The 11,543-nt window shown below is 54.2% G+C and carries 14 protein-coding genes; 11 read left to right on the top strand and 3 right to left on the bottom strand.

All coding sequences use genetic code 11. The features are described 5' to 3' along the window. Positions 1–6 precede the first annotated feature (6 nt). Together U869_RS0109945 and U869_RS0109940 are read left to right on the top strand one after the other, a co-directional pair. Entirely contained in the window at positions 7–231 is a 225-nt protein-coding gene (locus U869_RS0109945) for a DUF1471 domain-containing protein (protein ID WP_071998222.1), read from the top strand. Positions 232–478: 247 nt separating this feature from the next. Continuing rightward, positions 479–1,036 carry a class I SAM-dependent methyltransferase gene (locus U869_RS0109940; RefSeq protein WP_025120288.1) on the top strand — a complete coding sequence of 186 codons (558 nt, stop codon included), beginning with the start codon at positions 479–481 and terminating at the stop codon, positions 1,034–1,036. Here the strand turns inward: U869_RS0109940 and U869_RS0109935 are convergent, their stop codons facing one another. After that, on the bottom strand, positions 1,037–1,498 hold the full coding sequence (locus U869_RS0109935) for a GNAT family N-acetyltransferase (protein ID WP_025120289.1): 462 nt from the start codon (positions 1,496–1,498) through the stop codon (positions 1,037–1,039). It abuts the gene before it with no gap. A 217-nt stretch (positions 1,499–1,715) separates the two neighbouring features. Here U869_RS0109935 and U869_RS0109930 point away from each other — a divergent pair, with 217 nt between their 5' ends. The 8 genes from U869_RS0109930 (at position 1,716) to ppnP (ending at position 8,382) form a co-directional block, all read left to right on the top strand. Then, positions 1,716–2,234, top strand: a complete 519-nt coding sequence (locus tag U869_RS0109930) for a GNAT family N-acetyltransferase (protein ID WP_025120290.1) — start codon at positions 1,716–1,718, stop codon at positions 2,232–2,234. A gap of 121 nt (positions 2,235–2,355) precedes the next feature. Continuing rightward, a complete protein-coding gene (gene aroL / locus U869_RS0109925) occupies positions 2,356–2,880 on the top strand; it encodes a shikimate kinase AroL (protein WP_025120291.1) in 525 nt (174 codons plus the stop codon). Between the two features lie 156 nt (positions 2,881–3,036). Next, complete coding sequence (locus tag U869_RS0109920) at positions 3,037–3,231, top strand: YaiA family protein (protein ID WP_025120292.1); 195 nt, start codon at positions 3,037–3,039, stop codon at positions 3,229–3,231. Positions 3,232–3,734: 503 nt separating this feature from the next. Further along, a complete protein-coding gene (locus U869_RS0109910; protein ID WP_025120294.1) occupies positions 3,735–4,508 on the top strand; it encodes an IclR family transcriptional regulator in 774 nt (257 codons plus the stop codon). A 225-nt stretch (positions 4,509–4,733) separates the two neighbouring features. Then, complete coding sequence (locus tag U869_RS0109905) at positions 4,734–6,302, top strand: OPT/YSL family transporter (protein ID WP_025120295.1); 1,569 nt, start codon at positions 4,734–4,736, stop codon at positions 6,300–6,302. A gap of 60 nt (positions 6,303–6,362) precedes the next feature. Beyond that, on the top strand, positions 6,363–7,292 hold the full coding sequence (locus U869_RS0109900) for a DUF1177 domain-containing protein (RefSeq protein ID WP_025120296.1): 930 nt from the start codon (positions 6,363–6,365) through the stop codon (positions 7,290–7,292). A 4-nt stretch (positions 7,293–7,296) separates the two neighbouring features. Then, entirely contained in the window at positions 7,297–7,974 is a 678-nt protein-coding gene (locus tag U869_RS0109895; protein WP_025120297.1) for an AroM family protein, read from the top strand. A gap of 117 nt (positions 7,975–8,091) precedes the next feature. After that, positions 8,092–8,382 carry a pyrimidine/purine nucleoside phosphorylase gene (ppnP, locus tag U869_RS0109890; protein WP_021180225.1) on the top strand — a complete coding sequence of 97 codons (291 nt, stop codon included), beginning with the start codon at positions 8,092–8,094 and terminating at the stop codon, positions 8,380–8,382. A 189-nt stretch (positions 8,383–8,571) separates the two neighbouring features. Here ppnP and rdgC read toward each other — a convergent pair whose 3' ends face one another. After that, on the bottom strand, positions 8,572–9,483 hold the full coding sequence (gene rdgC, locus U869_RS0109885) for a recombination-associated protein RdgC (RefSeq protein WP_021805520.1): 912 nt from the start codon (positions 9,481–9,483) through the stop codon (positions 8,572–8,574). A 228-nt stretch (positions 9,484–9,711) separates the two neighbouring features. Between rdgC and mak the strand changes: the two genes are divergently transcribed. Next, positions 9,712–10,620: a fructokinase gene (gene mak / locus U869_RS0109880; protein ID WP_025120298.1), complete on the top strand. Its 909-nt coding sequence runs from the start codon at positions 9,712–9,714 to the stop codon at positions 10,618–10,620. Between the two features lie 63 nt (positions 10,621–10,683). Here mak and licT read toward each other — a convergent pair whose 3' ends face one another. Further along, positions 10,684–11,541 (bottom strand): BglG family transcription antiterminator LicT, encoded by an 858-nt coding sequence (licT, locus tag U869_RS0109875; protein WP_025120299.1) that lies wholly within the window; start codon positions 11,539–11,541, stop codon positions 10,684–10,686. Between the last annotated feature and the right edge of the window lie 2 nt (positions 11,542–11,543).

Raw genomic sequence — 11,543 nt, 5'->3', positions numbered from 1 at the left:
CAACACATTGAATACTTGACCGGCGCTAAACAGGTTGATAGCGCCCAAGCCAGCACCATGCAGAGCATCGGCGTAGTGTCGGTTTCCGGTATCAGCGGCTCACCGGATGACGCCATCCACGCGTTGAAACAGAAAGCGACAGCAGACGGCGCAACACATTATCGAGTCATTGGTCTGGATAATCCTGGGGATTCCAGCGACTGGCGCGGTACTGCGGAGGTTTATCGTTAATTACTTAATGGTAAATAATTGAATGGCTAACCAGGTTGGCCGAAATAATAAACGGTTGCGGATAATAATCTGACCAATAATGCTAATTTAGCCTATTGATTGATTATTATCGCAGCCTTTTTTTATGGCTATTTATTCCTGTCTGGTTGCATTTGATTACAACTCTCTCTGTACCTTTCGGAGTACGGTTAATGAAACCTTAAGAAATTCAGTCCACATTGGGTGAACTCAAATGATGGAGGCCTCAATGTTAAATGCGACGCGACTGCAACTAAAGCATCACTTTTCTTACCTCCAGCAATTTATGGCCTCCCCTCGTACCGTAGGCACATTGGCTCCTTCCTCTGCGTGGCTATGCCAGGCGATGTTGAACCAGATCGAATGGACGCAGGTCCTGTCGGTTGCCGAGTTGGGGGCGGCGGACGGCGTGCTGACCAAGCGTATCCTGGGTCGTATGCGAGCCGATGCTCAACTGGATGCCTATGAAATTCAGACCAGCTTCATTCATACGCTGCAACAGATTGATGATGGTCGCCTGCGGGTGATGGCTTATTCGGCGGAAAGGCTGGAACGCGATTACGACGTTATTTTTTCCTGCCTGCCGCTATTGTCGATCCCGCTGAGGATCCGAGTGCGTATCCTGCAGCAGGCGCAGCAACGTTTACGGGCCAACAACGGCACGCTGGTGCTGTTCCAATACAGCCATCTGTCGGAGAAGCTGCTCTCGCGCTACTTTCACTGGCAGCGGCGGCTGGAGGTGCGTAATTTTCCCCCAGCGCTGGTCTATGTGTGTACTCCGCGCTGATCACAGCCGCTTTTCCATCACCACCACTTCGCCGTCATATTGCAGGCGGCGTTCAATGGTTTGCCAGCCCCAACCGGCGTACAGCCCTTCGCTGTGATCGGTGATCAGATGCAATACGGGGTGGCCGCGTTGTTGAGCCATATTGACGATCGCCTGCTCCAGGCGCTGAGCGATGCCTTGCCGCCGATGATCCGGGTGCACAAACACGCCAGCCAACCAAGGGGAGAGATCCATGCGATGATGGTCGTCACTTGGCCACAGGCTGGCCATCCCCAACGGGCGTTCGCCATCAATCATCAGCAGCGTCAGGAAATCCTCGCTGGGTTTGCTGCACAAGGCAAAGCGTTGGCGGGTACGTTCCAGCGTACCACCACGTTGCGAGCCCCATTGGCCAAAGGCCCAGGCGGCGCAGACGTCGGCAAAGTGCGGGTAGTCTGTCAGCGTAACAATCTGTTGTGTCATATTTGCTCCCCCTGTGTCGTGATACCAATTTAGCCTGCCAGGTCACAGCGTTGCGACCGATTTTTAACTTTTTGTCGCGGTATCACGCGGTTGACCCCTCTGTTGATTGAATAATCAAATGAGAGTAATTATCATATAGGGCGTAATGACGTTTATTGGTGATTTCTGCCTACGGCAAAATCTGTTTAAATGGCCGGCCGTTAACCAGGAGCCAGTGATGAATCTGAAGCTACGTCTGGCGCAGCGGCAGGATATTTCCCAACTGGTGGCAGTTGAACGTTCTGCCGCACAGCTATTTCGCCAGCAGGCGGAGTTGCAGCATCTCGCCGAAGGTGAGGTGATGAGCCCGCAACAACACGCCGATTTTATTGATCGGCAACGGGAATGGGTGATGGTTAACCCAACTGAGCAGATCGTCGGTTTTATTGCGGTGCTGCCATTCCCCTACAGCTGGCATATTGCCGAGCTTTCGGTGGCGACCCATTGGCAGCGGCAAGGTGTGGGCAAACGGCTGATTGAAGAGGTTGCCGAGCAGGCCAGGCGTCAAGGCGTGCAGCGGTTAACGCTAACCACCTTTGAGCACGTGGCGTGGAATGCGCCTTACTACCAACGGCTTGGCTTTCGCCGTGTTGCCACCGCGCAACTGGATACGCAATTACAACATCTTCTGGCGCAGGAGGCAGGGCAAAGTTTTGCTGCCTCTAGCCGCTGTGCTATGGAATTTACACTATCGTAAAGATTGAAATACAGATTCAGGGCGGTATGATGCAGTTACCATGCCATCGCTCGATCGACCTGTCGGGAATTTCGCAGGCCATCCAATGCATTCAAGTCACCGTATTAAGGGACAACCCGTAATGACACAAACCATTTTTATGGTCGGAGCTCGCGGAGCAGGAAAAACCACGGTCGGCAGTGCATTGGCGCAAGCGCTGGGCTATCGATTTATCGATACCGATCTGTTTATGCAGCAGACCACGCATATGAGCGTGGCGGAAATGGTCGCTCAGGTGGGTTGGCCGGGCTTTCGCCAGCGTGAAACCCAGACCCTGCAAGCGGTAACACAACCGTCAACCATAGTTGCCACCGGTGGTGGGGCGATCCTGGCCGAAGAGAACCGGCTCTTCATGCGTCAGCACGGCACGGTGATTTACCTGCGCGCTCCAGCCAGCGTCTTGGCGCAACGGTTGGCAGAATTTCCAGAAGAGGGCCAGCGCCCAACGCTGACCGGGCGACCCATTGCCGAGGAAATGCTGGAGGTGTTGGCGGCACGTGAGGCACTCTATCAGGAGGCTGCGCACCACGTGATGGATGGCACTGCTAATCCGCAGCAGGTGGTTGAGCAGATTCTGGCAGTCTTGCAAGGCGAGGCGGTAAAGTAACGTTCTCTGGGCACAAGTTCTTGTGCCACGATTCTCCTGACCAATCTACTCTATGCCGTAGGGGCGCCGCATGCTGCGCCCGATAGCCGCATGCTGCGCCCGACGCCCGTTAAGCTTGTCTATACTTAACGCCAGGCAACCACACAGGAGAGCACTATGCCGAGTAAACCTCCCTACCCGAGAACGGCACGTATTGTGGCCGTAGACAAGGGCGAAGTAGGCAAGCAGGTTCGTTGGTATGAGCTGCGGGCCGACCACCCCAAACCCGATACGCTGATCAGCGAACATGAAACCGAACGGGAAGCGTTAGACGCCAAGCGGCGTTACGAGGATGAAAGCCTGGGTGAATAGCCTGCGGTGTAACAAAAAGTGGCCGGTATCCGCCGGCTTCACTTTTTCAGGTCCGTTGTGCTTATAAACTGCGGGGCGTAGCCTAGGGCATCGGCAATATTTTGCTCCCTGGGAGACCTCAGCGGTAAAGGTTATGAAAACACTTCGCCAATTTGTCAGCCACTATGACCGATTTTTCCCCGCATTTTGGTCCATCTTCATTATTCTGTTCGAGACTTTCCTCGCCATTTATATCCTGCGCAATATCTAACAGCAGCAAAGGCCGTCCTGATGGCCTGATGAATATTGGCATCTTATGCTGGTATTTATCCCTTGCAACGGACATGTGCCAACCTTCTCGGGAAATGACTTTGCGATCTGTGCAGTATTTTCAATATTAAAGCATCATTCGCTGTAATTTCGCCGCGCAATAAAAATAAACCGCTTGACGATAAGTTGCACGGGTTTTAGGTTGCTAAATATCGATTGGGAACTAGGTTCCATATAGTGGAACAAGGCGAGCCATGACCACATTAGAAAATGCTGCTGCGGTGTTAAAATTATTTTCTCAACGGCAGATTACCCATGGGCATGGGGGGATTTCTTTTACTGATGTCGTCGAGCGACTTGGGTTGCCAAAAAGTACGGTTTCCCGTTTGCTGCAAACGATGGAAAATCAGGGGCTATTGGAGCGCGATCCGCAAAGTCGTCAGTATCACATTGGTTATATGTTGCTGGGGGTGGCTAGTCATTACCTGTCAACGCCGCTGGTAGAGAGCGCAACGGCGGCAATGATGCAGCTTAATCAGTTGACCTTTTGTACCGGTTATATTTCCAAGCTGGAAGGTCGAGAGAACTGGGTCATGCGCACCTTACCCGGCCGGCATTTTCTGCAAGTGGTGACGCCAGTAGGCACCAGTTCCCCGGCGGCAGAAACCTCGGTGGGGCGTGCGATGCTGGCGCGGGAAAGTGATGAACAGGTGCGCGAGCGTTTTGATGCGGGCTACCATGTCGCCTCGAAAAATGCCCCCCAAACGCTTGAGGAATTGCTGCAGAAACTGGCAATGATCAGGCAACAGGGATGGTCGCTGGCCCGTAACGAAACGCTGCCGGGTATCAGCTCCCTGGCGACTTCGGTGATCAACAAACATCGCAGTGAGACCGTGGGGCTCTGTTTATCTTTCCCTTCGCAGACGGAGGAGCAACCTTATTCGCCCCAGGTGCTCGAGGCACTAATGGCAGTTTCCCGGCAATTGGCAGCAAAGCTCGGTGATGAATATTGGCAGCAGATCAAATAGCTCACCGTCAATCATATCTTTAACAGGCTTAATTAGCGCGCCAACACCAGGGCATCTCGCTGATTGGTTAATGCCAGGGGCCATTTCCCTGTCATTAATTTAGCCAAGGTAGGCACTGAATAATAGATTTCAACGGCTAGAGTTCCGAATAATGGAACTTTATCGGCAACTTATGCCTGAAATATTATTTTCGCCATCAAGTAGGGATATTCACGGGGCAGATTTATGAAACCAGAAACAACCACCAATCCATTGAAAGATATCGGTACGCTATTGGTAATGGTGCTGTTATCCATCATCGGCGCGATAATTGGCGTGCAACTGATCACCACGTTGGGTGTGACGCCCAATACCTCGATTATCGGTGCGCTGATTGCCATGTTGCTGGCACGCATTCCATTGCAGATGTTCCAGCGTTACCGTTCGATCCACACCCAGAACCTGGCTCAGACGGTGATTTCCTCTGCCACCTTTGGGGCGGCCAACAGCCTGCTGATGCCGATTGCCGTGCCTTATGTCATGGGGCAGCCGCAACTGATCCTACCGATGTTCTGCGGCGTGGCTGTCGCCATGCTGTTGGATGCCTACTTGCTGTATCGGATGTTTGATACCAAGGTTTTCCCCGCCGCCAATGCCTGGCCGCCAGGCGTGGCGGCAGCGGAAGCCATCAAAGCGGGCGATCGCGGTGGCAAACAGGCCTGGCTATTGGTCGTTGGTGTATTGGTGGGCATTGCCGGTTCGATGCTGAAGATCCCGATGGCGGCCTTTGGCACCGCGTTTATCGGCAATATCTGGGCGCTGAGCATGTTTGGTGTTGGTCTGCTGCTGCGAGCCTATGGCCAACCGCTGACCGGGGTTGATATCAATGCGCACTATATTCCACATGGGGTGATGGTGGGTGCAGGGCTGGTGGCGTTGATCCAGGTCGTACAGGTGATCCGCAATAAAAACCAGCAGACGGCGGCAAGCTTTAGCCAACCAGACAGCGAGGTGCGCAAAGCCTTGGGGCTAGGGGCAGTTGGCTATGTTGCTATTGCCGCGTTACTGGCATTGGGCAGCGGGTTATATAGCGAAATGTCGTTGACCATGTTGCTGCTGTTTGTGATTTATGCCGCGTTTGCCGCCTTCGTGCATGAGCTGATAGTGGGGATTGCCGCGATGCATTCTGGCTGGTTCCCGGCATTTGCGGTGGCGCTTATTACGCTGATCGTCGGGATTTTAATTGGCTTCCCTCCGTTAGCACTTTGCGTGCTCACCGGTTTTACTGCGGCTACCGGCCCGGCGTTTGCCGATATGGGCTTTGATCTGAAAGCCGGCTTTATTTTGCGGGGCTACGGCAAGAATTTACAGCAGGAGCTGCTAGGGCGACGTATTCAGCTGATCGCCGCCATGATTGCCTTCGTGATTGCGATCCCGGTGGTTTACCTCTCTTACACCAGCTATTTCCTGCAGGAACTGATCCCGCCGGTGGCTCGGGTGTATGCCAAAACCATCGAAGCTGGGGTGCAGCCCGGTATTGCCTCCAGCCTGCTGATTTGGGCCATTCCGGGTGCCATCGTGCAGTTTATTGGTGGGCCCAAGCGCCAACTCGGCGTGCTGTTGGCCACGGGGTTGCTGATTAACAACGCGCTTGCAGGCTGGGCTGTGTTGGTAGGGATCGCACTGCGCATTCTGATCGTTAAACGCTGGGGAGATAAAGGTCGTACGCCGATGGAAATTATGGCCGCCGGGTTTATTGCTGGTGATGCGCTGTACAACTTCTTCAACTCGATCTTTTCCAGCAAGGGAAAATAACGCTATCCCCGCTATGGCGGGAGGCAACAATCTACCAGGCAACATTTGCGAGGGATGACTATGAGTTTGCAACAAACGCTACAGGTCTTTGAACTGATTGATAATGCCTATGTTAAGGGGCAGGACGTGGTGGATCTGTTTGCCGATTATCCGCAGGTATTGGCTAGCACTCTTCGCGTCAGCGGTGACAAGGGCACCACGGATTTTGTCCGTATTGAAATCCCCGGCAGTGCAGGCAAGTTATCCGGTGGCAATGCGCCCACGCTGGGGATCATTGGCAGATTGGGCGGCATTGGGGCGCGGCCAACACGTATCGGCCTGGTTTCTGACGGTGACGGCGCTATTGCGGCGATCGCCAGCGCCCTGAAGCTGGCAGAAATGCAGCGCAAAGGCGATGTGCTAGCTGGGGATGTCGTTGTTACCACCCATATTTGCCCCAATGCGCCGACTCGCCCACACGATCCGGTCGATTTTATGGACTCGCCGATCGATGACGTCACGATGAACGACAACGAAGTGGTGCCGCAAGCGGATGCCATTTTGTCGATTGATACCACTAAAGGGAATCGCATCATCAATCACAAGGGCTATGCGCTGTCACCAACGGTGAAACAGGGCTACATCCTGCGGGTGTCGGAAGATCTGTTGCGCATCATGGAGATGACCAGTGGCCGCCCGGCGGTGACTTTCCCGATCACGACGCAAGACATCACGCCTTATGGCAACGGTGTGCACCATCTTAACAGTATCTTGCAGCCCTCCACTGCGACGGCCGCGCCGGTCGTAGGCGTAGCCATCTGCACCGAGTCGGTCGTACCGGGTTGTGGCACCGGGGCCAGCCATGAGGTAGACATCGCGCTGGCGGTAAAATTTGCCGTGGAAGTGGCAAAGGAGTTCGGGCGCGGAACCTGTAGCTTCTTCGATGCCGCCGACTATGATCGCCTGTTGGCGCTCTACGGCAGCCTGAGCCATCTGCAACAGAGGAAATAATGCGATGAACGCATCATTTGCCACCTTGACCATTGGCCAGGCTCCACGCAGTGACATCATGCCGCTGTTAGCGACCTATCTGCCGCTTGAGCAAATGATGCATGTTGGGCTGCTGGATGGGATGAGTGAACAACAGATCGCTGCGCGTTACTGCCCGCAGGTGGGTGAGAAAGTGCTGGTATCCCGATTGCTGAATGGTGCTCAGGTGAGGCTTTCTGCTCAGCAGGTAGAGCAGGAACTACAACTGAAAATCACCGAGTTGGAGGCGATGGGATGTGACGTGATCATGCTGCTCTGCACCGGCGAATTCGGTCATTTACGTACGGCAACGGCGCTACTGCTGGAGCCGGACCATATTGTACCGCCGCTGATTTCTGCCATTGTCGGTGAACACAGGGTTGGTATTGTGGTGCCTGTGAAGGAACAGATCCAGGAACAGGCCAGCAAATGGCAGCTACTGGCCACGCCACCTTGTTTTGCCGTCGCCAGCCCCTACTTGGCCGATAAGGCAACCCTGGCGCAGGCCGCACAGAGCCTGCTGCAACAGGGGGCTGAAGTGGTGGTGCTAGACTGCATTGGCTATCACCAACAGCAGCGGGATTTTTTGCTGACCAAGCTAAAAATACCGGTACTGCTATCGAACGTGCTGGTAGCCAAGCTGGCTGCTGAACTCATTGTTTGATCCCGCTCATGTTTTGCCATGCGTAGCGATCGCATTTCGTAGTAAAAACCAGTGACAGACCCGGTTTCATCCCCCAATATGGAGACTCCTCAAAGATGATTACGCGGGTGCCAGTCTATGCTGAAAGTGAACGAGTATTTTGCCGGGAAAGTGAAGTCTATCGGTTACGATAGTAGCAGCATCGGTCGTACCAGCGTCGGGGTGATGGAAGAGGGTGAGTACACCTTCGGTACCGCACAGCCGGAAGAAATGACGGTGATCACCGGGGCATTGAAAGTGTTGTTACCGGGCGCGCCGGATTGGCAGGTATTTACGCCAGGCGAGAAGTTCTTTGTGCCTGCGCAGAGTGAATTCAACGTCCAGGTTGCTGATGCGACAGCCTATCTGTGTCGTTATCTCAGTAAGTAAAAATACCCGTCGTCTTTCAAGCCGCAGCGTTGTTACCTGCACTCACTCACCCCAGTCACTTACTAAAAGTAAGCTCCTGGGGCTGAGTGAGCTTGGTGCCTAACTGCGATTTGAAATCCATAGGGTATTTGTCGTGATTACCAATTTTCTAGTATTTTAGTGGGCGCAACTTGTTGCGCCCCTTTTGTTTTAGCGCTGAGCCTCGCCACCCAGGGCTTCGATGGTGTTGCTGATCAAGGCCGCCAGTTCGCTGGTCATCAGGATGAAATCGGCGTCGAAACGCTGGGCAAAATCTTCACGATCGATATCGTCGTTCTGATCGCGCAGGGTATCGGCAAACTTCAGGCGTTTGAGTGAGCCGTCGTCGGCCAGCACCAGTTGAATGCGCTCTTGCCAATCTACCGCCAGCTTGGTCACCAGCTTGCCAGCCTCGATATGCACGGCAATCTCGTCGCTGATCAGGTTCTGCTTCTTGCAGCGGATCACGCCGCCTTCTTCCAGAATGGCTTTCAGTTCAGCCTCATCCTGAATGATAAAACCGGCTGGCAGTTCACCGGAGCGCACCCATTCGGTCAGCGTCAGCTCGATCGGGCTTTCCATGGTCAGCGGCACCACCGGCAATGAACCCAGGCTCTTGCGCAGCAGCGCCAGCATATCTTCGGCACGCTTGGCACTGGCGGCATCGACCATAATCAGATCGTTAACGGTATCGATCCACATGTAGGTCTGGTTAAAGCGGCTGAAGGCGCGTGGCAGCAAGCTGTGCAGCACTTCATCTTTCAGCGAATCTTTCTCGGTTTTCTTCAGCTTACGATGCTGCTCACCTTCCAGCTTTTCGATCTTGGCCTGTAGCTCTTGTTTCAGCACCGGCGAGGGCAGGATCTTCTCTTCTTTACGGGCGCAGATCATGATCTGGCCGTTAACCGCGTGCGTCAGCGCATCGCTGTGAGAGCCCATCGGGGAAACCCAGCCGGTTTTCGCCATGTCCTGGCTGCCGCACGGAGTAAAGGCAAAGGCGCTGAGCTGTTTTTCCATTTCATCCGCAGTTAGCGCAACGTCGCGGCTCAAACGGTAAACCATCAAATTCTTAAACCACAGCATAATGTTATCCCAGGCTGGGCGTGCATTTGGCACGCAGATTCATCAAAAGCAGGGCGGCATAATAACGAATTGACGCTGAAAAATCGCCTGATTCCCGTCGATTTGCGTCCGTTACCGCGTTTCGCTGGAATTGCCATTGATGTCACATTCGCTGAGCGTGGCGTGAGCCGGGCTATGCGCTACACTGGGCGGCAAGTTTGTTGTCGTGCTGAATTAGGGAGAGGAATTGTGCGTATTGGTATCGATCTGGGTGGCACTAAAATTGAAGTGATTGCGTTAGCCAACGACGGGGCCGAGCTGTTCCGCCATCGTATCGCCACGCCTCGTGATGATTATCAACTGACGCTGGAGGCTATCTGCGGGCTGGTCAGTCTGGCGGAGGAAAAAACGGGCCAGCAAGGCTCTGTGGGCGTGGGGATCCCTGGTACGCTGTCGCCCTTTACCGGTCTGGTAAAAAATGCCAACTCGACCTGGCTGAATGGCCAGCCGATGGATAAAGACCTTTCGGCCATGCTGCAACGCGAAGTGAGGATGGCCAACGATGCCAACTGCCTGGCAGTATCGGAAGCCACCGATGGTGCCGCTGCCGGTAAGCAAACCGTGTTTGCGGTTATCATTGGTACCGGCTGTGGCGCTGGGGTGGCGATCAACGGTCAGGTGCACTCTGGCGGCAATGGAATATCCGGAGAATGGGGCCACAACCCGCTGCCGTGGCTGGATGAGGACGAACTGCGTTTTCGTGCTGAGGTGCCCTGCTACTGTGGTAAGCAAGGCTGCATTGAAACCTTTATCTCCGGCACCGGTTTCGCTACCGACTATGCCCGGCTGAGTGGCCAGGCGCTGAAAGGTTACGAAATCATGGCGCTGGTGGCGCAGAAGGATGCGGTAGCTGAGCTAGCCCTCCAGCGCTACGAAATGCGACTGGCGAAGTCCCTGGCACATGTGATCAACATCTTTGATCCCGATGTGATCGTCTTTGGCGGTGGTATGAGTAACGTGGATCGGCTGTATCAAACGGTGCCACCGCTGGTGAAAACCTGGGTGTTTGGCGGCGAGTGTGAAACACCGATCCGCAAGGCAATACATGGCGACTCCAGCGGCGTCCGTGGCGCTGCCTGGCTATGGCCGCAGGTATAACCGGGCGCAGCATGCCGCGCCCCTACGTGTGCACCCGGCTAGGGAAGGTCAGCAGTTCCAACCTTAGTCCTTCGGTGCATAATCCTTTTCACTTTCGCTGCGCACCCGCTCGATGTGGATGGTCAGAAACATCATCTCTTCACTGGTCAGCGTATGCTGGTAGCTCTTCTCGATATGCTGATTGATCTTACCGGCACAGGCGAATGACTCTCGGTATTTCTCCTTCACCACCTGGTACAGCGAATCGTCGTCGCTGTTGACGTAGTTCTTGCCTAGCAGCCGCTGGGCGAAGAACTTCAGGTGGGTGACAAAGCGATGGTAGCTGAGCGCCTCCTCGTTGTAGTCAAAGCGGAAATGGTATTTGACGATATTGAGGATTTCCTGCATCACACGGGTGATATGCAGGGTGTTGTGCATTTCGTCATTGAGCTGGGCGTTGACCAGATGCAGGGCAATAAAGCCAGCCTCGTCTTCCGGCAGCGTGGTCTCCAGGCGCTGGGCGATGATGGTTAACGCCTCCAGCCCAATGGCAAACTCGTTCGGATAGAGCTTTTTGATCTCCCACAGCAGCGCGTTCTTGATATCCAGCCCTTGAGCATGGCGTTGCAGCGCAAAATGGATATGGTCGGTCAGCGTGATGTAGACAATGTTATGCAGTTTACCCGGCAGCCGCTCGCGGGCGAGGGTGATGATCTTGTCTGCGGTGGTGACACAGGCCAGCGGAATTTCCGCCAGCAGTTCTTTGTAGCGCTCGCTCATCTCGCCGCTGTTGAGGGTGAAGACCTTTTCGATCAGGCTTTCATCCAAGCTATCCCCGGCTTTCTTTTTAAAGCCAATGCCACGCCCCATGACCACCGTTTCTTCCTGATGGTCATTCAGCGTAATCACTACATTATTATTAAGTATTTTAGCGATTTTCATGG

It is taken from the genome of Serratia sp. H1w (assembly GCF_000633355.1).
In the GTDB taxonomy this organism is placed as follows: Bacteria; Pseudomonadota; Gammaproteobacteria; order Enterobacterales; family Enterobacteriaceae; genus Chania.
Note: the sequence above shows the minus strand (reverse complement) of the source record. Positions and strands in the feature narration are given on the sequence as shown.

What these genes read in the sequence shown, in the direction of transcription:
- ppnP (WP_021180225.1), top strand. Translation starts at nt 8,092, where the DNA reads ATGCTGAAAGTGAACGAGTATTTTGCCGGGAAAGTGAAGTCTATCGGT.
- U869_RS0109910 (WP_025120294.1), top strand. Translation starts at nt 3,735, where the DNA reads ATGACCACATTAGAAAATGCTGCTGCGGTGTTAAAATTATTTTCTCAA.
- U869_RS0109930 (WP_025120290.1), top strand. Translation starts at nt 1,716, where the DNA reads ATGAATCTGAAGCTACGTCTGGCGCAGCGGCAGGATATTTCCCAACTG.
- U869_RS0109900 (WP_025120296.1), top strand. Translation starts at nt 6,363, where the DNA reads ATGAGTTTGCAACAAACGCTACAGGTCTTTGAACTGATTGATAATGCC.
- U869_RS0109895 (WP_025120297.1), top strand. Translation starts at nt 7,297, where the DNA reads ATGAACGCATCATTTGCCACCTTGACCATTGGCCAGGCTCCACGCAGT.
- U869_RS0109935 (WP_025120289.1), bottom strand. Translation starts at nt 1,498, where the DNA reads ATGACACAACAGATTGTTACGCTGACAGACTACCCGCACTTTGCCGAC.
- U869_RS0109905 (WP_025120295.1), top strand. Translation starts at nt 4,734, where the DNA reads ATGAAACCAGAAACAACCACCAATCCATTGAAAGATATCGGTACGCTA.
- U869_RS0109940 (WP_025120288.1), top strand. Translation starts at nt 479, where the DNA reads ATGTTAAATGCGACGCGACTGCAACTAAAGCATCACTTTTCTTACCTC.
- aroL (WP_025120291.1), top strand. Translation starts at nt 2,356, where the DNA reads ATGACACAAACCATTTTTATGGTCGGAGCTCGCGGAGCAGGAAAAACC.
- licT (WP_025120299.1), bottom strand. Translation starts at nt 11,541, where the DNA reads ATGAAAATCGCTAAAATACTTAATAATAATGTAGTGATTACGCTGAAT.
- rdgC (WP_021805520.1), bottom strand. Translation starts at nt 9,483, where the DNA reads ATGCTGTGGTTTAAGAATTTGATGGTTTACCGTTTGAGCCGCGACGTT.
- U869_RS0109920 (WP_025120292.1), top strand. Translation starts at nt 3,037, where the DNA reads ATGCCGAGTAAACCTCCCTACCCGAGAACGGCACGTATTGTGGCCGTA.